This is a genomic window from Gordonia sp. PP30 (genome assembly GCF_023100845.1).
Taxonomy (GTDB): Bacteria; Actinomycetota; Actinomycetes; order Mycobacteriales; family Mycobacteriaceae; genus Gordonia.
The window spans coordinates 1851725-1874761 of the sequence record NZ_CP095864.1; the positions used below are offsets into that span (position 1 = coordinate 1851725).

Annotated in this window: 19 protein-coding genes; 12 read left to right on the forward strand and 7 right to left on the reverse strand. The window is 70.5% G+C overall.

All coding sequences use genetic code 11. The features are described 5' to 3' along the window. Positions 1–16: 16 nt before the first annotated feature. Entirely contained in the window at positions 17–856 is an 840-nt protein-coding gene (locus MYK68_RS08445) for a uracil-DNA glycosylase (RefSeq protein WP_247867474.1), read from the reverse strand. Between the two features lie 138 nt (positions 857–994). Continuing rightward, positions 995–1435, reverse strand: a complete 441-nt coding sequence (locus MYK68_RS08450) for a MarR family winged helix-turn-helix transcriptional regulator (protein ID WP_247867475.1) — start codon at positions 1433–1435, stop codon at positions 995–997. Between the two features lie 62 nt (positions 1436–1497). Here MYK68_RS08450 and MYK68_RS08455 point away from each other — a divergent pair, with 62 nt between their 5' ends. Continuing rightward, positions 1498–1866, forward strand: a complete 369-nt coding sequence (locus MYK68_RS08455; protein WP_247867476.1) for a VOC family protein — start codon at positions 1498–1500, stop codon at positions 1864–1866. 17 nt (positions 1867–1883) lie between these two features. Here the strand turns inward: MYK68_RS08455 and MYK68_RS08460 are convergent, their stop codons facing one another. After that, a complete protein-coding gene (locus tag MYK68_RS08460) occupies positions 1884–2615 on the reverse strand; it encodes a dienelactone hydrolase family protein (protein ID WP_247867477.1) in 732 nt (243 codons plus the stop codon). 227 nt (positions 2616–2842) lie between these two features. On the opposite strand from MYK68_RS08460, the gene MYK68_RS08465 reads away from it, so the two are divergent. The 11 genes from MYK68_RS08465 (at position 2843) to MYK68_RS08515 (ending at position 18123) form a co-directional block, all read left to right on the forward strand. Further along, a complete protein-coding gene (locus MYK68_RS08465; protein WP_247867478.1) occupies positions 2843–3250 on the forward strand; it encodes an OsmC family protein in 408 nt (135 codons plus the stop codon). Between the two features lie 150 nt (positions 3251–3400). Continuing rightward, entirely contained in the window at positions 3401–3670 is a 270-nt protein-coding gene (locus MYK68_RS08470; RefSeq protein ID WP_247867479.1) for an acylphosphatase, read from the forward strand. 60 nt (positions 3671–3730) lie between these two features. Further along, complete coding sequence (gene smc, locus MYK68_RS08475) at positions 3731–7327, forward strand: chromosome segregation protein SMC (RefSeq protein WP_247867480.1); 3597 nt, start codon at positions 3731–3733, stop codon at positions 7325–7327. Between the two features lie 10 nt (positions 7328–7337). Continuing rightward, complete coding sequence (gene ftsY / locus MYK68_RS08480) at positions 7338–8789, forward strand: signal recognition particle-docking protein FtsY (protein ID WP_247867481.1); 1452 nt, start codon at positions 7338–7340, stop codon at positions 8787–8789. A gap of 152 nt (positions 8790–8941) precedes the next feature. Beyond that, positions 8942–9574: a TetR/AcrR family transcriptional regulator gene (locus MYK68_RS08485; RefSeq protein WP_247867482.1), complete on the forward strand. Its 633-nt coding sequence runs from the start codon at positions 8942–8944 to the stop codon at positions 9572–9574. Between the two features lie 12 nt (positions 9575–9586). Beyond that, positions 9587–11233: an acyl-CoA dehydrogenase family protein gene (locus MYK68_RS08490; RefSeq protein WP_247867483.1), complete on the forward strand. Its 1647-nt coding sequence runs from the start codon at positions 9587–9589 to the stop codon at positions 11231–11233. A gap of 150 nt (positions 11234–11383) precedes the next feature. After that, a complete protein-coding gene (locus MYK68_RS08495; RefSeq protein WP_247867484.1) occupies positions 11384–12718 on the forward strand; it encodes an ammonium transporter in 1335 nt (444 codons plus the stop codon). A 46-nt stretch (positions 12719–12764) separates the two neighbouring features. After that, on the forward strand, positions 12765–13103 hold the full coding sequence (locus MYK68_RS08500; RefSeq protein ID WP_247867485.1) for a P-II family nitrogen regulator: 339 nt from the start codon (positions 12765–12767) through the stop codon (positions 13101–13103). Then, positions 13078–15423, forward strand: a complete 2346-nt coding sequence (locus MYK68_RS08505; RefSeq protein WP_247867486.1) for a [protein-PII] uridylyltransferase — start codon at positions 13078–13080, stop codon at positions 15421–15423. Before MYK68_RS08500 ends, MYK68_RS08505 begins: the two co-directional genes overlap by 26 nt. 30 nt (positions 15424–15453) lie before the next feature. Continuing rightward, the gene (gene ffh / locus MYK68_RS08510) at positions 15454–17040 is read left to right on the forward strand and encodes a signal recognition particle protein (protein ID WP_247867487.1); all 1587 of its coding nucleotides are present in this window, start codon (positions 15454–15456) and stop codon (positions 17038–17040) included. A gap of 9 nt (positions 17041–17049) precedes the next feature. Continuing rightward, positions 17050–18123, forward strand: coding sequence for an amidohydrolase family protein (locus tag MYK68_RS08515; RefSeq protein WP_502798309.1), 1074 nt, complete (start codon positions 17050–17052; stop codon positions 18121–18123). Between the two features lie 669 nt (positions 18124–18792). Here the strand turns inward: MYK68_RS08515 and MYK68_RS08520 are convergent. The 4 genes from MYK68_RS08520 to MYK68_RS08535 all read right to left on the reverse strand — a co-directional run bounded on the left by MYK68_RS08520 (position 18793) and on the right by MYK68_RS08535 (position 22814). Then, positions 18793–19446 (reverse strand): hypothetical protein, encoded by a 654-nt coding sequence (locus MYK68_RS08520; RefSeq protein ID WP_247867488.1) that lies wholly within the window; start codon positions 19444–19446, stop codon positions 18793–18795. 117 nt (positions 19447–19563) lie between these two features. Beyond that, the gene (locus MYK68_RS08525) at positions 19564–20067 is read right to left on the reverse strand and encodes a hypothetical protein (RefSeq protein WP_247867489.1); all 504 of its coding nucleotides are present in this window, start codon (positions 20065–20067) and stop codon (positions 19564–19566) included. A gap of 114 nt (positions 20068–20181) precedes the next feature. Next, positions 20182–21378, reverse strand: a complete 1197-nt coding sequence (locus MYK68_RS08530) for an RCC1-like domain-containing protein (protein WP_247867981.1) — start codon at positions 21376–21378, stop codon at positions 20182–20184. Further along, positions 21378–22814 (reverse strand): serine/threonine-protein kinase, encoded by a 1437-nt coding sequence (locus MYK68_RS08535; protein WP_247867490.1) that lies wholly within the window; start codon positions 22812–22814, stop codon positions 21378–21380. The genes MYK68_RS08530 and MYK68_RS08535 overlap by 1 nt, the downstream gene beginning before the upstream one ends. Positions 22815–23037: the final 223 nt, after the last annotated feature.

Genomic DNA, 23037 nt, shown 5'->3' on the forward strand with positions numbered 1-23037 from the left:
AGGTGATGCGCCGGGCTCAGTGATTCCTGGCCGACTCATATGCGCGCCGGAAGGTCTCGACGATGTGCTCGCTGTTCTTCCGTCCGTCGCTGCGGTTGACGGCGTTGTAGGAGAGCGGGCTCGGGTGCGGGCAGCGGAGAATCTCGATTCCGCGCAGTAGATCGGTGTCGAGCCTGGGAGACAGTCTGTCCCATGCGTGCTGCGCGCTCTTACCGGACAGGACGATCACCCGCGGAGGTTCACCGAGGCGGCCGATGAAATCGGCGAGGTAGGGCGCGGCGCGTGGAGCTTCTTTGCTGGCAGTTCTCTCGGGGAACGCCGGGTTGTTCGTCGACCACCATGGCACGACGTTCCAATTCAGCGTGTACGCGTACGGTACCCCGGCCTTTTCGGTCGCCTCGCAGTAGTTGTGGGCGGTCGGGTCGTTGTTGTCCCGGCTGATGAACCCGGACTCGCCGTCGGCGGCGCCGGACGGGTCCTGAAAGAGCATGAGAATCCGGACGCCGTCGCTCGCCGCATCCGGGTCCAGGTACGGGACCGACTCGCCGGTGCCGTCCCGAAGCTCATCGACCCAGCGGTTGAGGTCTCCGACCTGGCCGTCATAGCGGCGCGCCATGCGTGCTTGAACGTTGAGCGGCGCATGGATTCTGCTCAACAAGCTGCCGCGTTTGTGGGCATAGTGGTTGCGGATCGTCATGCCGCGTAGCCTCTCACGGGCTTGTGACAGTCGGCGCCAGCGCCACAGGCAGTACCGTGATTCGTCCATCTCCCGGGGGGGCTGGTAGGCGGTACGAACCGATTCGACGCCTTCGATCGCAGCGCCGAGTCGGGGTGGCTCGACCGTGTCGGCGGGCACTGCGTCGAGTGCGTCGCGCCACCTGGTGATCCGGCGCGTGGGCGGCGGCCAAGGCGGGGAGCTGGTCGCGGTGTCTCGCTGAGGAGCGTCGGCCGGTCCATGCCATCCGCGCTGCCGATCTGATGATTCTGCGCGCTGCTACTGATCGTCGAGCGCGTCGATACACGCGTTCAGGTCCTCGATCAGCGCGGCCGTACGGCCGAGGCCGAGGCGTCCGGCCATCGCGGTCTCGGCCTGGTAGACGAGGGCCGACGCCCGGGTGAGGAGATCGCGGCCGTCGGCGGTCAGGGTCGTCGGGAGGGCGCGGCCGCCGGAGGCGCTCGACGTGCGTTCGACCAGGCCGCGCTCTTCCAGACCACGGAGCAGGGTGTTCATCGACTGGCGGGTGACGAAGACCGCCCGGGCCAAGTCGGCGTTCGACGATCCGGGTGCGCGGTTCAGTGCTTCCAGGCAGGAGTACTGCGGCGTCGTCAGGCCGAGCGGGCGGAGCGCGTCGTCCATGTGGGTCCGGAGCGCCGACTGGGCGCGCTTGAGCGTGTAGCCGATCGATCCGCCGTACGGGAACCCCGGTTGCGTCATGTCAGCATTCTGACATACCGTGGCTTATGTCAGGATATTGACATCTATAAGGAGTGTTCGTCATGACCGTCACCGGCCCCGATTTCCTCGCCCTGCAGGTCCGCGACCTCGACGTCGCCGCGTCGTTCTACGAAACGGCGCTCGGCCTGGAACGTGCGCCGTTCAGCCCGCCCGGGGCGGTCGTGTTCGCGACCGCGACGATCCCGTTCGCGGTGCGCGAGCCGTTGCCCGGCGTCGACCTCGACCGGATCAGTCCGCGGCCGGGGAGCGGAGTCGCGCTCTGGCTCAAGTGCGACTCCGCACCCGACCTGCACGCGCGGCTGGTCGAGGCCGGCGTCACGGTCGTCGCCGAGCCCGCGCCCGGCCCGTTCGGCGTGACCTTCACCTTCCTCGATCCCGACGGCTACGCCGTTACCGTGCACGACGCGTGAGCGGTCCGATCAAATGATCAGCGCAGGTGCCGCTCGAAGAAGCGCGCGGCGTCCGCGCCGGCGTACGCGGGCACACCGCGGTGCCCGCCCAGATTCGCCTGCAGCGTCTTCTCTCCGGAACCGAAGGCGTCGAAGAGATCCAGTGCCGCCTGGCGGTCGTTGAACTCGTCGTCCCACTGGAGCAGCACGTGAATCGGGATGGTGAGGCGGCGGGCGTCGTCGTACGTCGCTCCCGGAATGAAGCTTCCGGCGAACAATCCGGCGGCGACGATCCGCGGATCGACGGCGGCGAGGCGGACGCCGATGGCGATCACCCCGCCCGAGTAGCCGACGGGCCCGCTGATTCCGGGAAGGGCGAGGAGTGCGTCGATCGCCGCTTGCAGCTCCGGGATCGCCTGGTCGAGGAGCGGGAGGACGAGGCGGTCGACGATGCTGGCGGTCACCGGTTCGCCCGCCCGGACCGCCTTCTGTAGATCGATGCGCGCCGCGTCGATGTCGGGGATGCGCGGCCGGTTGCCCGAACCCGGTAGTTCCAGGGTGGCGGACGAAAAGCCCAGTGCGGCAGCGCTTCTGGCCCGGCCGAGAAGCCGGGGATACATGGAAGCGGTGCCACCGGGATGGCCTAGCAGGATCAGGGGAGTCGGGCCGGCGGCCTCGGCGGGAGTCCAGAGGATGCCGGGGACACCGTCGAGGGTGAAGTCCTGTTCGAGGAGGTCGCCGTCGAGGCGGCGCTCAGAAGTCAGATGCATGTCGTGCTCTTTCGGGAGTGCTCGTGTCGGCGCTCCCCGGACGACTCAGCGCCCGGCCGTGACTCCGCGAGGGAGCGCCCGGATCGATGCGTTCACGGGTACCACCTCCTCTGTCGTCGGCACGGCTTGTGCCACCGTACACTGGTCGCGCCGCGCGCCGGGAAGGTTCACCGGGCGGCGGGTGTTGAGTCCTGTGGAACCGACCGCGATCGAGAGGGAATGCCGCCATGACCGACCTGTGGGTGCAGCGCACCGGAAACCGCCGCTTCACCGGGCACAGCTCGCGGGGGGCGCAGGTGCTGATCGGCTCGGAGGACGTGGCGGGCGTGTTCACCCCGGGGGAGCTGCTGAAGATCGCCGTCGCCGCCTGCTCGGGAATGGCCTCCGACGTGTCGCTCGCCCGCCGGCTCGGCGACGACTTCGACTCCACCATCCGGGTCTCCGGCGCCGCCGACCGCGAGAACGAGGTGTACCCGAAGATCGACGAGGTGATGGAGCTCGACCTGTCCGAACTCGATCCCGAGGCGGCGCAGCGCCTGCTCACCGTGGTCGAGCGCGCGGTGGACCGGGTCTGCACCGTCGGCCGGACCCTCAAGGCCGGCGCCGAGGTCACGCTCACCATGGATACCGAGTGATTCTGACCGTACCGTGACGTAGCCTGCCGCTCCAGGTCGCGTGACCTGCGTGAACAGCTCCGATGCCGATCATCCGCGCGGAATACGTCACGGTCGGGGCAGACTTCGCCGGGCACCCCGCGGCGGGTGCGGGTCTGACAGAGTGGATGCATGGAACGACTGACCGCCTACGTGCACGGCATGGTCCAGGGCGTGGGCTTCCGCTGGTGGACCCGCTCGCGAGCCCTGGAGCTCGGTCTGACCGGATACGCGAAGAACCTGGTGGACGGCCGGGTGCTCGTGGTGGCCGAGGGGCCGCGTCCCGCGCTGGACTCGCTGCTCGCGCAGCTGCGGTCGGGCAAGACCGCGGGCCGCGTGGATCTGGTGGTGGAGAGCTTCGATTCGGCCCGCGGCGAATACCGGGGATTCTCCGAGCGCTGATCCGCCCGGCGGCCGGGCGGTCGCGGGAACCGGCGGGTCAGGCCGGTATCCTCGACTGCTGTGCACCTCAAGAGCCTGACCCTGAAGGGCTTCAAGTCCTTCGCGTCGGCGACGACTCTCCGTTTCGAGCCGGGCATCACCGCGGTGGTGGGCCCCAACGGCTCCGGTAAGAGCAATGTCGTCGACGCCCTGACCTGGGTGATGGGTGAGCAGGGCGCGAAGGCGCTGCGCGGCGGGAAGATGGCCGACGTGATCTTCGCCGGCACGTCCGGGCGGGCGCCGCTCGGCCGCGCCGAGGTGACGCTGACCATCGACAACTCCGACGGCGCGCTGCCGATCGACTACTCCGAGGTTTCCATCACCCGGCGGATGTTCCGCGACGGCGCCGGCGAGTACGAGATCAACGGCACCTCCTGCCGCCTCATGGACGTGCAGGAACTCCTGTCCGACTCGGGCATCGGCCGCGAGATGCACGTGATCGTCGGCCAGGGACGACTCGCCGCGATCCTGGAGTCGCGCCCCGAGGAACGACGCGCCTTCATCGAGGAGGCGGCCGGCGTCCTCAAGCACCGCCGCCGCAAGGAGAAGGCGGTCCGCAAGCTCGACGCCATGGCGGCCAACCTCGCCCGCCTGACCGACCTCACCGGGGAACTCCGCCGCCAGCTCAAACCGCTGGGCCGGCAGGCCGAGGTGGCCCGGCGCGCCGCCACCGTCCAGGCCGAACTCCGCGACGCCCGCCTGCGACTGGCCGCCGACGATCTGGTGATCCGCCGGGCCGAGATGGCCGAGCACTCCGCCGTGGAGGAGGAGATCCGCCGCCGCTCCGACGAGGTGGCCGCCGAACTCGATGCCGCCACCGAGGCGCTGACCGCCGGTCAGGAACACCTGGCCCGGGTGATGCCCGCCGCTGCCGAGGCCGGGCGTGTCTTCTACACGCTGTCGGCGCTGGCCGAGCGGGTCGAGGGCACCCGCCGGGTGGCCAGCGAACGCGCCGCGCATCTCGCGACCCCGAGCGTGGCCGCCTCCGGTCCCGACCCGGAAGAACTGGAACGACGCGCCGAGGAGGCCGCGCTCGCCGAAGCCGAACTCGGCGCCGTCGTCGAAGAGGCCGCCGAGCGGCTGGAATACGCGACCGCCGCCCTGGCCGCCGCGGAACAGGCCTCCGCCGCCGCCGAGCGCGCACATCTGACCGCCGTGCAGGCCGTCGCCGACCGCCGGGAAGGACTCGCCCGCCTCGAAGGACAGGCCGCGACGCTGCGCAGCCGGGTCGACTCAGTCGAGGGGGAGACCGCCCGGCTCACCGAGGCGATCGACGCCGCCCGCGCCCGCGCGGAGTCCGCGCAGACCGAAATGGATGCCGCCGCCGAGCGGATGCGTGACCTGGAGGATCGCGAGCAGGGTCTGGACTCCCACCACGAGCGTTGCGTCGCCGCGCTGACCGAGGCGAGTGAGCGGGTGGTCGCGCTGCGGCAGGCCGAACGGGAAGCCGAGCAGAAGATCGCCTCGCTGACCGCCCGGATCGAAGCCCTCGCCGTCGGCCTGGAACGCGCCGACGGCGGCGCCTGGCTGCTGGAGAACCGCCGCGACGGTCTCCTCGCGCCCCTCTCCGAACTGCTCACCGTGGAGCCCGGCTACGAGACCGCCCTCGCCGGTGCGCTCGGCCCCGCGGTCGACGCGATCGCGACCGTCGACAAGGTGGCCGCGCTGGGTGCTCTCGAGGCGCTGCGGGCCGGTGACGGCGGCCGCGCCGCGCTCATCGTCGGCGGTCTGGCCGACCGGGCGCGCGCCGACCGTCCACGACTCCCTGCCGGCGCCGTCTGGGCGCGTGACGTGGTGACCGCACCCGGCTCGATCACCGGTGCCATCGACGTCCTGCTCGAGAAGGTCGTGCTGGTCGACGACGCCGCGCAAGCCATGACGGTGGCGACCGATCACGCGGTGCTGGCGGTGACGCGCGCCGGAGACCGGATCTCCGCCGCCTCCGTCGAGGGCGGGGTCTCGGCCCGGCCGTCGACCCTGGAAGTGCAGTCGGCGATCGACACCGCCACCGAAGACCTGGCTCGCGCGCGCCGCGAAGCCGAACGACTGGACGCCGAGCTGACCGAGGCGCTGACCGCCGAGCGTGCGGCCGCCGACGCGGCAGAGGGTGCGCTGGCGGCGCTGGGGGAGTCCGACGCGAACGTCGGTGCCGCCTACGAACTGCTCGGCCGGCTCGGCGCCGACATCCGCGGCGCGGAGGCCGAGGCGCAGCGACTGGTCCGCCAGCGTGAGCGCGCCGAGGAGGGCCGCGCGGAGAATCTGGCCGAGCTCACCGCCGTCGACGAGCGGTTGCGGCTGGCCAGGGACGAATCGCAGGACGGCCATGACGACGACGCGGACCGCGCGCTCCGCGAGGCCGCTGCCGCCGAGGTGGCCTCGGCCCGCTCGATCGAGGTGGAGACCCGGCTGGCCCTGCGCACCGCCGAGGAACGACTCGCCTCGGTGCGCGGTAAGGCCGACGGTCTGCGGCGCAGTGCCGCCGCCGAGCGCAACAACCGGGAACGGCAGCGACGTCAGGATGCGCAGCGGCGCTACGCCGCCGGTGTCGCCGCCGCCGTCGCCGAGGCCGCGGAGCGTCTCGCCGAGGAGGTCGCGCGTGCCGCGGCCACCGGCGCCGCCGGCCGCGACGAACTCGAAGCGGTCCGCGCCGCCCGCACCGCCGAGACCGAGGAACTGCGCGCCCGCGTCGACGCGGCGACCGCTGCGCTGACCTCCCTGCGTGATGCCGGGCATCGCGACGAGGTCGCCAAGGCGCAGGCCGCGCTGCGCATCGAGCAGCTCGAGGAGCAGGTCCTCGAGCAGTTCGCGATCGCGCCCGACGATCTCGTCGCCGAGTACGGTCCGGACGTGCCGATGCCGCCGTCGGATCTGGAGGTCCGCGAATACGAGGAGGCCAAGGCGCGCGGCGAGCTGGTCGTCGCACCCGCGCCGATGCCGTACGACCGGCGGACCCAGGAATCGCGGGCCAAGCGCGCGCAGAAGGACCTCAACACCCTCGGCAAGGTCAATCCGCTCGCGCTGGAGGAGTTCGCGGCGCTGGAGGAGCGCTACAACTTCCTGTCCGCGCAGCTCGAAGACGTGAAGGCGGCGCGCGCGGACCTGCTCGACGTGGTGGCCGACGTCGATGCCCGGATCCTGCAGGTCTTCACCGAGGCCTACGCCGATGTGGAGAAGGAGTTCTCCCAGGTGTTCGCCACCCTGTTCCCGGGCGGTGAGGGGCGACTGGTCCTGACCGAGCCGAACGACATGCTCACCACCGGCGTCGAGGTCGAGGCCCGCCCGCCCGGCAAGAAGGTCAAGCGGCTGTCCCTGCTGTCCGGCGGCGAGAAGTCGCTCACCGCGGTCGCCATGCTGGTCGCGATCTTCCGGGCCCGGCCCTCCCCGTTCTATGTGATGGACGAGGTGGAGGCCGCCCTCGACGACGCCAACCTGCGCCGTCTCATCAGTCTGTTCGAGCAGTTGCGCGAGCGCAGCCAGCTCATCGTCATCACCCATCAGAAGCCGACCATGGAGATCGCCGACGCCCTGTACGGCGTGAGCATGCGCGGCGACGGCATCACCCAGGTCATCTCCCAGCGCCTGCGCGGCGTCGACCTGGCTCCCGCTCCCGCGAGCTGAAAGGCCCTACGTGAACACTCAAGTCATCATCGGCATCGTCATCGCCGTCGTCCTGCTGGTCGCGCTGATCGGCGGCGCCGGTTACGCGCTGCAGCGGCGCCGCCGGATCACCCTGACGCCGCCGGAGACCCGGGAGGTCGACGGCACCCGCGAGGCCGACAAGTCGGGCGGCTATCAGGCCGGATCCGGGTTCTCGTTCAGTCAGGGCGGCACGGCCGTCGCCGAGAAGCCGGAGCCGACGCCCGAGCCCGCGAAGAAGGGGCCGGAGAGCGTCGCCGACGAGGCCGAGCGGATCCTCGCCGGCGCCGAATCCGAGCCGATCACCCCGGTCGCCGACGACCCGATCGCCCAGCTGCCCGGCACCGAGGTGGAGAGTCTCGACGACGCGATGGTCGTCGAGGAGGCCGCCGAGGCCGCGCGCGTGGAGACCGGCGTGGAGCCGGGGGTACAGCCGGACGAGCAGGTCGCGCCGGAGCCGGAGCCCGAACCCGCCGCGGAGGAGCCCGAGGAAGCCGCTCCCGCGGCCCCGGTCCGCGACGAGATCGCCCCGACCGAGGGCCGGCTGTCCCGCCTGCGCGGACGACTCGCCCGCTCGCAGGGCGCCATCGGCACCTCCATGCTGGGCCTGCTGGGCGCCGGTGACCTCGACGAGGACAGCTGGGAGGAGATCGAGGACACCCTGGTGATGGCCGACCTCGGCACCGCGGCGACCACCGCGGTGGTCGACGGCCTGCGCGCCGAACTCGCGACCGGCAAGGTCCGCTCCGCCGCCGACGCCCGCGCGGCGCTGCACCGCGTGCTCGTCGAGCAGCTGCATCCCGAACTGGACCGCTCGGTCCGCGCGCTCCCGCACGCCGGTGGTCCGGCCGTCGTGCTGGTGGTGGGCGTCAACGGGGTCGGCAAGACGACGACCACCGGCAAACTGGCCCGCGTGCTGGTCGCCGACGGACGACGCGTCCTGCTGGGCGCCGCCGACACCTTCCGCGCCGCCGCGGCCGACCAGCTGCAGACCTGGGGCGAGCGCGTCGGTGCCGGGATCGTCCGCGGCAAGGAGGGCGCCGATCCCGCGTCGGTCGCCTTCGACGCCGTGAGCACGGGCATCGACGAGGGCGTGGACGTGGTGCTGGTCGACACCGCCGGGCGCCTGCACACCAAGACCGGCCTGATGGACGAGCTGGGCAAGGTCAAGCGCGTGGTGGAGAAGAAGACCCCGGTCGACGAGGTGCTGCTGGTGCTCGACGCCACCGTCGGACAGAACGGCCTGACCCAGGCGAAGGTCTTCGCCGAGGTGGTCGACCTGACCGGGGTGGTGCTCACCAAGCTCGACGGCACCGCCAAGGGCGGCATCGTCTTCCGGATCCAGGAAGAACTCGGTGTCCCGGTGAAGCTGGTGGGCCTGGGGGAGGGCGCCGACGATCTGGCGCCGTTCGAGCCCGGCGCCTTCGTCGACGCGCTGCTGTAGAGCCCGCGCCCATAGACCACGCCACGGACCCCGGCCGACCACGGCCGGGGTCCGTGGTGCTTGTCGTGGACGGAAGAAGTGAACTGTGATTCAATAGTTTCACCGAAGAATTGAAACCGGATTCATTCACCGGACCCGAGCAAGGAGGTCGCGTGGCCTACCGGCAGACCGAGGCGACCCGCGCCAGCGCGCAGGCCAAACGCGATGCGATGCTCGCCGCCGCCCGCGAACTGGTCGGCGAAGCGGGCTTCGCCGGGGCGACGGTCGCCGCGATCGCCGCGCGCTGCGGCGTCAGCGTCGGCTCGGTGTACTCCTACTTCGACAACCGCGACGCCCTGCTCGCCGAGGTGTTCCGGGAGTCCGCCGAATACGAGTTCGCCTGCGTGCGACGGGCCGTCGACGCGGCCCGGCCCGACGCCGGGGCGCAATTGGCCGCGCTGATCGACACCTTCGCCGACCGGGCGTTGCGCGGTCGGCGCACGGCCTGGTCGCTGCTCTTCGAGCCGGTGATCCCGGCGGTCGACGCGGAGCGGCTCCGGCTGCGGCAGAGCTACCGCGACCTCGGCGAACGGATCATCGGCGACGGCATCGAGTCCGGTCTGCTGATCCGGCAGGACGTGCCGGTGGTCGCCGGTGCGGTGATGGGTGCCATCTCCGAGGCACTCATCGGCGCGCTGAACCCCGATCTGGCCGGCGTCGTCGATCGTGGCGATCAGGCCGCGCTGGTCGCCACGATCCGCCGCTTCTGCTTCCGGGCTCTCGGAGCCCGCCCGTTCCCCGAATAGAAGGTGCATCCCATGGCAGCCACCCACCACGTGTTCAACCAGGCCCCGCCCCGCGTCGGCGTCAACGAGTACACCAGCCACACCGCGCTCACCGAGGCGGTGAACGTCTACGGCGGCGGCTGGGCCACCGACGCGCTCGTCGAGGCCGGTGCGCTGGTCGGCACCGCCGGTTTCCAGCGGGACGCCGAACTGGCGAACACGATCCTGCCGAAGCTGCACACCCACGACCGGTGGGGGAACCGCATCGACGACGTCGAGTTCCATCCCGCCTACCACCGCATCATCGGCGACGCCATCGCCCACGGCGCGCACACCAGCTGCTGGTCGGACCCGCGACCGGGCGCGCATGTGGCCCGCGCGGCGATGTTCATGCAGTTCGGGCAGATCGAACCCGGCCACGCGTGCCCGGTGAGCATGACGCACGCCGTGGTGCCGTCACTGCGGGTGGACCCGGCACTGGCCGAACGGTGGCTGCCGCGCGTCTTCTCGACGGACTACCGGCACGATCTCGGCGCCACGGACCCTTCGACGGGGCTCCGGGAGCCGAAACACTCGGCCATCTTCGGTATGGCGATGACCGAGAAGCAGGGCGGGTCGGACGTGCGCGCCAACACCACCAGGGCCGTCGAGCAGTCCGACGGCACCTACCTGATCACCGGGCACAAGTGGTTCTGCTCGGCGCCGCAATCCGACGCGTTCCTGGTGCTGGCCAACACCGAGCCGGGGGTCACGTGTTTCGTGGTGCCGCGGGTGCTGCCGGACGGGACGCGCAACGTGTTCAACGTGCAGCGCCTCAAGGACAAGCTGGGCAACAAGTCGAACGCGTCGAGCGAGGTCGAGTTCGACGGCACCGTCGGCTGGCGGCTCGGCGACGAGGGCGCGGGTGTGCGGACGATCATCGAGATGGTGAACCAGACCCGGCTGGACTGCATCCTCGGCAGCGCCGCGGGGATGCGGCAGTCCGTCGCCGAGGCCGCCTGGCATGTCCGGAACCGGTCGGCGTTCGGCGCGACCCTGATCGACCAGCCGGCGATGACCGCGGTGATCGCCGACCTGCAAGTGGAGGCCGAGGCCGCCATCTGGACCGGCATGCGCCTGGCCGCCGCGTACGACGACGACTCGGCGGATTCGGCGGCCTTCCGCCGGCTCGCCACCGCGGTCGGCAAGTACTGGGTCTGCAAGCGCGGTCCCGGCCACGCCTACGAGGCGCTCGAATGCCTCGGCGGCAACGGCTACACCGAGACCGGTTTCCCGCTCGCCCGGCGCTACCGGGAGCAGCCGGTGATGGCCGTCTGGGAGGGGTCGGGCAATGTGATCGCCCTCGACGTGCTGCGCGCCATGATGCGCGACCCGCAGTCGGTGGAGGCCGTCGACGCGGAGTTCGAGCGGTCACTGGGCGTCTACCGCGACTACGACCTGCACGTCGAACGGACCCGCAAGCTCGTCGCCCAGGCCGCCGCCGATCCCGCGGGTGCTCCGGCGCTGGCCCGTCGTCTCACCGAATCGATGGCGATCGCGCTGCAGGGCGCGGTGCTGATCCAGCAGGCGCCGCCGGCGGTGACCGAGGCCTTCGTGGCCGGCCGGATCGCCGATCCCGGGCACCTGTACGGCGTGCTCGAGCAGAACCTCGATCTGGCCGCGATCGCCGCACGCGCCTGAGCGCGGCCTCGCGACCTGCGGAGAAACCCAGCGTTAACCGGGGCGCGGGCCGCGTAACAGTGCGGAAACCGATCAGCGCGCTCTCGGGAAACCTGATCGCGGGAAGGTCTCCTCACACGCCGGAACCGGCGCAGATGAGGAGGTTTCCCCGTGACCACGGCTTTACCCGAGAGCGTCTTCGGAACGTTCGATACCGGTGACACCGCCTGGGTGATCATGAGCGCGGCACTCGTGCTGCTGATGACCCCGGCCCTGGCCTTCTTCTACGGAGGCCTGTGCCGCGGCAAGTCGGTGCTCAACATGATGATGATGTCGTTCGCCGCGTTGGCGACCGTCTCGATCATCTACGTCCTGTTCGGCTTCTCGATGTCGTTCGGCAACTCGCTGACCGGCAGCAACGACATCGCCGGTCTGTTCTCGAACCCGTTCGCGCTGTGGGGATCCGACCAGTTGATGGCCACCAAGGTCGTCGACGGCGCGACCCACGTGGTGATGTGGGGGAGCACCGGGATCCCGGCGATCGTCTTCATGGCCTTCCAGCTGACCTTCGCGGTGATCACCGTCGCGCTGATCAGCGGCGCGATCGCCGAGCGCGCCAAGTTCTCCACCTGGGTTCTCTTCACCATCTTGTTCACCGTGATCGTCTACCTGCCGCTGGCGCACATGGTGTGGGGCGGCGGCCTGATGTCGAACGCCAAGACCGGCTTCGCCGCCTGGATGTTCGGCGTCACCGACGGTGAGGCGAACGTCGCGCCGATCGACTTCGCCGGCGGCACCGTGGTGCACATCAACGCCGGTATGGCCGGCCTGGTGCTGGCGCTGGTGGTCGGCAAGCGGATGGGCTTCGGTCGCACCGCGTACCGCCCGCACAACATCCCGTTCGTCATGCTCGGTGCGGCGCTGCTGTGGTTCGGCTGGTTCGGCTTCAACGCCGGCAGTGAGCTCGGCGCCGACGCCACCGCAGGCCTGGTCTGGGTCAACACCACCGTCGCCACCGCGGCGGCGATCATCGGCTGGCTCGCGGTGGAGTGGTTCCGCGACGGTCACGCCACCTCGGTGGGCGCCGCGTCGGGCATCGTCGCCGGCCTGGTCGCCATCACCCCGGCCTGCGGGGCGCTGACCCCGTCCGGCTCGATCGGCCTCGGCGTCGTCGCCGGTGTGCTGTCGGCACTGGCCATCGGCCTGAAGAACAAGCTCGGCTACGACGACTCGCTCGACGTGGTCGGCGTCCACCTGGTGTCCGGCCTGTGGGGCACCGTCGCCATCGGCCTGCTGGCCAAGGACAGCGGCCTGTTCTACGGCCACAACCCCAAGCAGCTCGCGGTACAGGTGGTGATCGCGCTGTTCGCGCTGGTCTTCACCGGAGTGCTGACCACGATCATCGCCTACGCCCTGAAGCCGCTCGGCTGGCGCGTCGACCGGGAGGCCGAGGCCACCGGCATCGACTCCGCCGAGCACGCCGAGACCGCGTACGAGCCGGCGTGATGTCGCGGCGAACTACGCTCGACCGCAGAACAGAAAGGGACCACTCATGAAGCTGATCACCGCCATCATCAAGCCGTTCACCCTGGAGGACGTCAAGTCCGCCCTGGAGGAACTCGGAATCGTCGGTATGACGGTCAGCGAGGTGCAGGGCTACGGCCGCCAGAAGGGACACACCGAGGTCTACCGCGGTGCCGAGTACGCCGTCGACTTCGTCCCGAAGGTGCGCGTCGAGGTCGTCGTCGACGACGAGGACGCCGACCAGGTGACCGACGCGATCGTGGAGGCGGCCCGGACCGGCAAGATCGGCGACGGCAAGGTGTGGGTGTCGCCGGTCGAGAAAGTGATCCGGGTGCGTACCGGTGAACGCGGCAGCGAAGCTCTCTGAGGCCCGCGCGGGCGTCCTGGCCGATTTTCCGCCCGACACGATGGCCGGTGAGGCGCTCCGCGAGCGCCTCACCGGCGCGTATGAGGACTGGATCGTCGAGCAGGCCGCCGCGCTGGGGCTGACGGAGGGCAGCGGATTCGCCGTCGTCGCGGTCGGGGCGCTCGGGCGTCGGGAGACGGTGCCCGGCTCGGACCTGGACCTGGTGCTGGTGCACGACGACCGGTATCCGGACCGGCTGGAGACCATCGCCGAGGGACTCTGGTACCCGATCTGGGATTCGGGCGTGGCGCTGGACCACAGCGTGCGGACCATCCCGGCGGCGCTGCAGGTGGCGCGGGACGAACCGACCGCCGCACTGGGACTGCTCGACGCGCGATTCATCGCGGGCGACAGCGATCTGGCCGCGCTGATGATCGCGTCGGTCCGCAACCTGTGGCGCGTGGAGGCACGACTCCGGCTGCCGGAAGTCCTCGAGCTCACCCGGCAGCGCTGGGAGCGGGCCGGTGACATCGCCCAGCACGCCACCCCGGACCTCAAACACGGCCGGGGCGGACTGCGCGACGTCCAGTTGCTCGGTGCGCTGGCGCTGGCCCAGCTCACCGACGGGCTGGTCCGGTTGCGCGCCGATCAGCCGGACTCGCCGGTCGCCGCGGCCTACCGGCGGCTGCTCGACGTCCGAACGCAGCAGCAGCTCATCACCGGCCGGGCGCGGGACCGGTTGCAGGCCCAGGACGCCGAGCAGTTGGCGGCGGCTCTGGGGCTCGAGGACCGGTTCGAGCTCGCCGGCCTGCTCAGCGACGCGGGGCGGACCATCGAGTTCGCGGTCGCCACCGGGATCCGGACGGCCAGCGGCGCGGTCGGCCGGCGCGGACTCTCGCGCTTCCGGCGGCTCCCCATCCGCAAACCGCTCGACGAGGGCGTCGTGGAGCACGACGGCGAGGTGGCCCTGGCCCGCTCGGTGATTCCGAGCCAGGACGCGGGCCTGGTGTTCCGGGTGGCCGCGGCATCGGCGCAGCACGACCTGCCGATCAACGGTCCTGCCCTGGAACGACTCGCCCGGTACGCGCCGCCGCCGGAGGTGCCGCTGCGCGCCGAGCCGCTGGCCGATCTGCTGGTCCTGCTGTCGGCGGGCCGGCCGATGGCCCGGACGGTCGAGGCGCTCGACCGCATCGGGCTGTGGGGTGGACTGTTCCCGGAGTGGGCGAAGATCCGCGACCTCGCGCCGCGCGATCCGGTGCACACCTGGACGGTCGACCGCCACCTGATCGAGACGGTAATCGGTGCGGCGTCGTTGACCACCAGCGTGTCCCGCCCGGACCTGCTGCTGCTCGGCGCGCTGATCCACGACATCGGCAAGGGCCGCGGCGGCGATCACAGTGAGATCGGCGCCGAACTGGCCGCCGACATCGGCCGCCGTCTGGGCCTGTGGCCGCAGGACGTGGCCACACTGTCCGCCGTGGTCCGGCACCACCTGGTGCTGCCCTCGGTGGCCACGCGGCGCGATCCGACCGATCCGAAGGTGGTCGAATCGGTCGCGCAGACCCTCGATCACGACCGGGTGCTCGTCGAACTGCTCGGGGCGCTGGCGCAGGCCGACGGGGAGGCCACCGGCACCGGGGTGTGGAGCGACTGGAAGGCCGGTCTCGTCGCGGGCCTGACGGCGCGGGTGCTGGAGGTGATCGGCGGCGGCGAGGTCACGGCCCCCGAGCCGCTGACCGACGAGCAGCGGGCGCTGGCCGAGGAGGGTGGACTGCACGTCCGGCTGGAAGCCGGCGACGGGCCCACCACCTACGTCGCGACGATGGTCTCCCCGGACCGGCCGGGACTGCTGTCCCGGATGGCCGGGGTGCTGGCCGCGTCGGGCCTGGCGACCCATTCCGCGCAGGTCCGCAGCCACGACGGGCACGCGGTGAACACCTTCGTGGTGACGCCGGCCTTCGGCGACCCGCCGGACGTGCAGGTGCTGCGGCAGCGCCTGCGGAGCGCGCTGGAGAGTGGCGGCGACGTGCTCGCCTCGCTCGCCGGTGAGGGGGCGCCGCCGGTGCTCGCACCGCCGCGGGCGTCGTGGGTGGTCGATCCGGCCACCGGCTCGCTGCTGCTGGAGGTGCGAGCCGCCGACCGCGCCGGTCTGCTGGCCCGGATCGCGGCGGTGCTGGAACGGGCCGGGGCCGACATCGTCTGGGCGACGGTCACCACGCTCGGTTCCACGGTGATCGACACCTTCTGCGTCCGGCTGTCCCGGGACACGCCGGCCGTGCGCGACGACCTCGCCGCGGCGGTGCTGCGCGTCTGTCCGGCCCCGGCGGTCCCCGTGCTGTGACGGCCGCGCCGACCATGGAAAGATGGGGGAATGTTCGAGTCTCTTTCCGACCGGTTGACCGGTGCCCTCAAGGACCTGCGCGGCAAGGGCCGGCTGACCGACGCCGACATCGATGCCACCGCGCGGGAGATCCGGCTGGCGCTGCTCGAGGCGGACGTCTCGCTGCCGGTGGTCCGGGCGTTCATCGCGCGGATCAAGACGCGTGCCAAGGGCCAGGAGGTCTCCGGCGCGCTGAACCCGGCGCAGCAGATCGTCAAGATCGTCAACGAGGAACTGATCGGGATCCTCGGCGGCGAGACCCGTCGCCTGCAGCTGGCGAAGAACCCGCCGACGGTCATCATGCTGGCCGGTCTGCAGGGCGCCGGTAAGACGACGCTCGCCGGCAAGCTGTCGCACTGGCTCACCAAGCAGGGGCACACCCCGGTGCTGGTGGCCTGTGACCTGCAGCGTCCGGGCGCCGTCCAGCAGTTGCAGATCGTCGGCGAGCGGGCCGGGGTGCCGGTGTTCGCGCCGAACCCGGGCACCGCGGTCGGCGGCGAGGGCGCCCTCGGCGTCGACGGCTCCGGCGATCCGGTCGCCGTCGCGACCGCCGGTGTGGAGTTCGCCCGCGAGAAGCAGTACGACGTGGTCATCATCGACACCGCCGGCCGCCTCGGCATCGACGAGGTGCTGATGCGCCAGGCGTCGGACATCCGCGATGCCACCGACCCGGATGAGGTGCTGTTCGTCCTCGACGCGATGATCGGCCAGGACGCGGTGACCACCGCGCAGGCCTTCGCCGAGGGCGTCGACTTCACCGGCGTGGTCCTGACCAAGCTCGACGGCGACGCCCGCGGCGGCGCCGCGCTGTCGGTGCGCGAGGTGACCGGCCGGCCGATCATGTTCGCGTCGACCGGTGAGAAGCTCGACGAGTTCGACGTCTTCCATCCCGACCGCATGTCCAGCCGCATCCTCGGCATGGGCGACGTGCTCTCCCTCATCGAGCAGGCCGAACAGCACTGGGACGCCGCCGAGGCGGAGAAGGCCGCCGAGAAGATCAGCCAGGGCGAACTGACCCTGGAGGACTTCCTCGAACAGATGCTGATGATCCGCAAGATGGGCCCCATCGGGAACCTGCTCGGCATGCTGCCCGGCGCGGGGGACATGAAGGACGCCCTCGCACAGGTCGACGACAAGCAACTCGACAAGATCCAGGCGATCATCCGCGGTATGACCCCGGCCGAGCGTGCCGATCCGAAGATCATCAACGCCTCGCGCCGCATCCGCATCGCGAAGGGCTCCGGCGTCACCGTGACCGACGTGAATCAGCTGGTGGACCGGTTCTTCGCGGCCCGCAAGATGATGTCGCAGATGTCCGGCCGGATGATGGGCATGCCCGGCGGCGGGCGGCGGAACAACCGCAAGGGCAAGAAGGGCGCCAAGGGGCGCAAGGGCAAGGGCCGCGGACCGACGCCGCCGAAGGCGATGCGCGGCGGCATGCCGGGCATGGGGATGCCGGGGATGCCGATGGGCATGCCGCCGGGCATGGATCTGTCGCAGATGCCGCCCGGGCTCGACCAGCTCCCGCCCGGCCTGGAGGGCATCGACCTGAACAACCTGAAGCTGCCGAAGAAGTAGGCCGCGATCGTGGGCGCCGAACACTACCGGGGGATCGATCCCTTCACCGGCGAGACGCTGGACCTCTGGGTCGACGGCGGACGGCTCTCGACCGAGCCGGTCGCCGGGGCCGAGACGGTGTCCGACGGCGGGTGGATCGTGCCCGGACTGGTCGACGCCCACAACCACGTCGGCATCGCGCCCGGCCTCGGGGTGACCATCGAGCAGGCGCGCGGTTTCGCCGCGCAGGACGCCCGCGCCGGGGCGCTGCTGATCCGCGAGGTCGGTTCGCCCGTCGACACCCACCCGCTCGACGGCGACGCCCACGGTCCCCGCTTCCTGCGGGCGGGCAAGCACATCGCGCGACCCAAGCGCTATCTGCGCGACTACGGCGTCGAACTCGACGATCCCGGACTCCTGGCCGACGAGGTGCGCAGGCAGGCCGCGGCCGGCGACGGCTGGGTGAAGCTGGTCGGGGACTGGATCGACCGCGAGGCCGGCGACCTCGCGCCGCTGTGGACCCGGGCCCAGCTCGACGCGGCGGTGGCCGCGGCGCACGCGGCGGGCGCCCGGATCACCGCGCACGTCTTCGGCTACGACGCCCTGCCCGACATCATCGGCGCCGGCTTCGATTCGATCGAGCACGGCACCGGCCTCACGCCGGACCTGATCGACGAGCTGGTGGCCCGGAGGATCGCGCTGGTGCCGACGCTGATCCAGGTGGAGAACTTCCCGGGGATCGCCGACGGCGCCGACCGGTTCCCGGTGTACCAGGCGAACATGCGCAAGCTCTACGCCGAGGCGGGATCGGTGTACGCCGCCGCCCGGGAAGCGGGAGTGGCGATCTACGCGGGCACCGATGCGGGTGGCTTCGTGGCGCACGGGCGCATCGTGGACGAGGTGCAGGCGCTGACCGGGATCGGGTTCTCGCCGCTGGAGGCGCTGGCCGCGTCGTCCATCGCTCCGCGCCGCTGGCTGGGCGTCGACGCCCTGGATCACGGCGCGCGCGCCGATTTCCTGGTCCTGGACTCCGACCCCGCCGGGTCCGTCACCGCGCTGCGCACCCCGCGCCACATCGTCTGCGGCGGCGCCCGCCTCTCGTAGTACGCCAGCCCGTTGAGCCGGACAGGCCCTAGTGTCGCGTGTCGAAAATTCATTGACGGTATGCCGCGGCCAGATGAACGCCTGGCGGCGTTGTCGTCGGTCAGGATACCTACCGGTATCCCTCCCTCCTCCGCCTTGCCAGCCGCCCATCTGACTCACGGCAACCATTCAACAATTTTCAACACGCGACACTAGATAGCCCGTTGAGCCCTTCGACTTCGCTCAGGAACCACCGGTCGAGCCCGCCAGGGCGAGACCGTGTCGAAACGAACCCTCTCGAATCCGTGCGGCGGGTCTACTCCCGACGGGAACTTTCAGAGTCTGGTGACTCGACGCCGAGACCGAGTCGTCCTGCGGTCACGATGAGCCGGCTGTCGTACGTTCGGGACGGTGTCGATGCTGCTCAGGATGTGCCGGGCGTTGTCGACCGCGTGCTGGACTCGGCCGCGGCGCGCGGCCCGGACCAATTCGACACAGATCAACGTGCGTTCTTCACGAAGCTCGTCGAGGATCTCGGCGTTGGAGGGCGTCCCCGGACGGCGCTGGAAGTGGTGGTGGAAGAGTCAAGAGTCCACCGGGATTCTTGGGCGGGATGCGGTGGCCCGCGGCGATCAACGCCTGGCGCGTTCGAGTGCTACACGACGGTGCGATGTCTGCCAGCGGCCGCGTCTACAACAACCGGACGATACCGATCACGATCAGCAGGGCCGAGACCAGCCAGCCGGCGCCGCGGGCGACGACGCCCTGATTGGCGCGGGCCGTCGCGAAGAGGCGGCCGACCCAGGAGTGCGGGAACCGCCGTACGACACCCAGGAACAGTGCGGCCAGGATCGGCAGGCTGAGGGCGACGGTGGCGAAGAGGAACAGGCCGGCGTAGCGTTCGGCGGCCGGGATGTCGCTCGCCGAGAGCACGGCCAGACCGGCGAAGAACGGGACCGAGGTGGCCGACTGGATGCCGCCGAGAATCATCCCGACGAGCACCGTCAGCGGCGACGGTGTGCGCAGCGGTCGCAGGATCTTCTCGACCAGGTCCGAGGAATCGCCGCCGCGGTAGGTCAGCACCGCGGTGACCACACCGGTCAGGATCAGCAGGATGCCGAACACCGGTGAGGTGACGAGGTGTTTGACGAAGTCGCCGATACCGTCGAACACGAGCAGCGTGATCGTGGCGAGCAGGAACACACCGAGCCAGTCGCCGAAGACCAGCAGCCCGGCGATCCAGCGGTAGCGGCCCGTCGGCAGCATCATCGCCAGCGCCACCAGCACGCCGATCAGCAGGACGTTGACCGCGTCCACGAAGGCGTACGCGAGGGCGTTGAGCATGGGTGTCGCTCTCCGTTCCTCGTGGTCCGGCCGCGGTGCCGCGCTGCCGTCGTGCCGTTGGTCGGGCACACGCCGATCGACTCTACCGGCGAGTCACCGCGTGGCTCGAATCGGCGGTCACCGTCGTCGTCCGCTGTTCCAGATGGCGTAGGCCAGACCAGCAGAGATGGCCGCCCCGACCAGGCCGGCCACGCCCGACGCCGCGTCGTACCCGAACATCGCGAGCGCAGTCACTCCGACGGCACCGAGCACGCCGTAGAGCATCGCCGGTGCGATCCGCGCGCGGGTCAGCCGCAGCAATCCGGCGGCCAGCAATGCGATCGCGCATAATCCGAGCAGGACCCCGACGATGAGCGCGGCGTCCGTTGCCAGCGGCTCGGTGGCGGTCTCGGAGAATGTGCCGAGCACGGTGTTGATTTCGTTGAGTTTCGAGCCGATGCTGGCGACGATCACGAGCCGCGTGGCGAAGATCAGCGCGATCACGGCATGAAGCACGCAGCCGACCCCGATCAGGGTGAGCCCTCGGGGCAGCAGCGTGCGGCCCGGCGAGGCCGGCGCGAACAACGGCGATCCGGCGTAGCCCTGGATCCGCATGGGCGGGAACTGTTCTGGATGGTTCACGGCCTCGACGCTAGGGCCGCGCGGGACCACAGTTCAATGGGGCGCCGGCCCCATTGAACTGGAGTCCGGCGCGGGGCCTTTGCCGCCGGTGACGCCCGCTGACCTCGCCGCAGCTCAGGGGAAGGCGCCGACCCGAATCGGGTCGGTCACCGATTCGTTGCCGGATTCAGGGCCGTCACTCGGCGTGGACGGCCACCACGGATTACCCCATGCGACGACGGCCCCCGCATCGACGACGGCGGCGACGCAGCCCACACCCATCGCGATCGCCTGGATCCTGCGCACCCCGAGGCTGTCGACCCGCTCGGGTGACGCGAACGGCACCGGCGCGTCCGCAGCGGCGCCGAGCTGTCCCTCGGTACCCGAGCCCCAGCAGTAGGCCAGCTGCTGGTCGGTGAGGACACAACCGCCGGATTCGTTGAGTGTCACGGCACTGAGCGGGCGGTCGAACTCGGTGACGGCCGCACTTTCCGGGGAGTTGTGGGCGCCGTTCCACAGGGCAGCGGCGAAGGTGTCACTGCCGAAAGCCTCGCGCTCGATGTGGGGAGCCCAGCACCGGAGCTCTCGCCCACCGGTGAGGGCGCAGAGGTAGCTGTGGTCCTGATCGAGCATCGGCGGGGCGTAAAGTCTCTGAGCCCCGAAAGGTACATCCAGGTCGGTCAGCCGTTCCGGATCCGACAGTGTCCAGCATACGATTCGGCCGCCGACGGTGGCGCATGCCTCCGTGCGGTCGACCGACAATCCCGCCGCTGACGGAATCAGGGCCACCGACGTCGGCTGGCCGGACAAATGCACGCGGCTGGCGTGCAGGTGCCGGCCACCGCAGGTGACGGTCCGCCCCGAAGTCGCGCAATAGAAATCCGCGGAATCGTTCTCAGCGTTTCCGAGGACGAACGCCGAGGTCAACGAGTCGATCTGGTCGGGGTATGCCCGGACTCGCCGCGGCGTGCTCCAGGTCTCTTTCGAGGAGACCTGCCAGCACCAGAGTCCCTCCGCGCGAACCGGTGCACACCATTGGGTCAGTTGTGGCGACTGCAGATCGGTTGCCGGTCCGGGAAGGCGGATGGGTATAGGCGGCGTCGGTCCGCGGCGGTCGATCCGCCAGCAGGCGACCGCCCCGCTCGGGTTCTTTGCACAGCTGAACCCGGCACTGCTGTCGGTGACGACCCATCCAGTCGGGGGCGCGGGCGGCCGGCCGACGTGGGACGACGTGTTGGTGACGGCCAGTTGCCATGCCGGGATTCCGAGGACCAGTACCGCCAGGAGTAGCCCAGCCATTCCCGCTGCGATCGCCTGAAGACTCTTCTTCATCACGTCGCGGGGCTCCCGACGCCGCGCAACTGAAGTTCAGCGAGCGTGTATTTGTAGTATTCGCAGGTGGTGCCGGGGCCAGTCGGATCAATGCTGCCGCGCAGATTGAGGTAGCCGACTTCAGTCTTGACGGAGTAGACGCAGTCGATGCGGTCTTCCGATGTGCGCGCAGACCAGTAGTACTGGCCATGGACCGCCGGTTCGGCCAGGGGCGCGGAGTCGGCGGGCAGGGTAGCGGTGTACCCGAGCGATACCGGCACATCGGTCATGCCCCCCATTGATGCGTCGAGGTGGAACCTGCAACCGGCGCCGGCCAGATCATCGGAGCCGGGGGCCAGGTCCCGGACGTTCTCGAGATTCTGTGACTGACTGAACTGCGGATCCGAGGCCGCCCGCTGTATCTCGTCGCACAGGCGAGCCCCGGCGGCGGCGCGCCTGTCGTCCTTGTTCGATGGGGCGTCGCGAACGGCGAACAAGGCGGCCGACAGCGCGAGGCCGGCCACCACGGCGACGCCGACCACGCCCACGGCCACCTTCCCACGGCGCCTGCTCCCCGGCGGCGTCGTCGCGTCGGGCGGGAGGGTGTCCTGATACAGCCCATGGTCGGGCCGGTTGTCGGCGGGCGCAACCGTGCGGAGAGTGACCCCGCTGGCCGCGGCGAGTCGTGCCGCGAACTCGCGGCACGACGGGTAACGGTCTGTCGGGTGACGCGACAGTGCGTGGTCCAGCACGGCGTCTATTCCGGAAGGAACGGCCCCGTTGAGCGACGACGCGGGCGGCGGGAGATTGTGTAACTGCGCGTACACCTGACCGGCGAGGGATTCTGCGGCGAATGGCGTTCGGCCCGTCAAGAGGGTGAACGCCGTGCAGGCGAGCGAGTATTGGTCGGAGGCAGGTGTCGGTGGCAGGTTTTGGAGACGTTCGGGGGCGGTGAACCCGGCAGACCCGGGCACGGATTCGTCATCGGCGCGGTCATCGTGATCGTTGGTGATGGCGATCCCGAAGTCACTCAGGAAGGCATCGGAAAGGGAACCATCGGGACCGAATGTCAGGAGAATGTTGCTGGGTTTCACGTCGCGGTGGATGACACCGTTCTGGTGCGCGTAGTCGAGCGCGTCGGCTATGGCGGTGACGATGTGCGACACGGTCACCGGCGTCAGTGCCGCTGGTCGTCGAGTGCGGACCTCGGCAGCGGTCAGTCCCGGCACATACTGCATGGCGAGCCAGCGATTGGCGCCGGTTCGGCCGTGGTCGAGGATCTCGACGATATTCCGATGGTGAAGCCTGCTCAGCAGCAGGCACTCTCGGTCGAAGCCGCGCTGTGCGCTGGTCCCGGTATTCCGGACACGGATCACCTTTACCGCCGCCACTGTCCCGTCTGGCCGGGTCGCCGAATACACATCGCCGACCCCACCGCGGCCGATCAGCCCGACCACTGTCCACTCCCCGAAGCGGGCTCCACCGGTAGGGGAAGTCTCCGGCCCGGCGTGATGAGCGTCCGCAGATGGGTCCTCGTCGCGGCCCTTATGCGCGGTCATCGGCGAAAGTGCGCGGCAAGTGCACGGGTGAGGCCGTCCAGGTCGGTCTGTCGTTCTCGGCGCTCGTCGTCTGATGTCGGTACGGGCCAGTGGTCACGCCGGACGATGAGGAACTCGCCCT

Coding starts and splice junctions, on each gene's coding strand:
- MYK68_RS08450 (WP_247867475.1), bottom strand. CDS start 1,435: ATGACGCAACCGGGGTTCCCGTACGGCGGATCGATCGGCTACACGCTC.
- MYK68_RS08470 (WP_247867479.1), top strand. CDS start 3,401: ATGGAACGACTGACCGCCTACGTGCACGGCATGGTCCAGGGCGTGGGC.
- MYK68_RS08465 (WP_247867478.1), top strand. CDS start 2,843: ATGACCGACCTGTGGGTGCAGCGCACCGGAAACCGCCGCTTCACCGGG.
- MYK68_RS08455 (WP_247867476.1), top strand. CDS start 1,498: ATGACCGTCACCGGCCCCGATTTCCTCGCCCTGCAGGTCCGCGACCTC.
- MYK68_RS08460 (WP_247867477.1), bottom strand. CDS start 2,615: ATGCATCTGACTTCTGAGCGCCGCCTCGACGGCGACCTCCTCGAACAG.
- MYK68_RS08530 (WP_247867981.1), bottom strand. CDS start 21,378: ATGAAGAAGAGTCTTCAGGCGATCGCAGCGGGAATGGCTGGGCTACTC.
- ffh (WP_247867487.1), top strand. CDS start 15,454: ATGTTCGAGTCTCTTTCCGACCGGTTGACCGGTGCCCTCAAGGACCTG.
- MYK68_RS08500 (WP_247867485.1), top strand. CDS start 12,765: ATGAAGCTGATCACCGCCATCATCAAGCCGTTCACCCTGGAGGACGTC.
- MYK68_RS08520 (WP_247867488.1), bottom strand. CDS start 19,446: ATGCTCAACGCCCTCGCGTACGCCTTCGTGGACGCGGTCAACGTCCTG.
- MYK68_RS08490 (WP_247867483.1), top strand. CDS start 9,587: ATGGCAGCCACCCACCACGTGTTCAACCAGGCCCCGCCCCGCGTCGGC.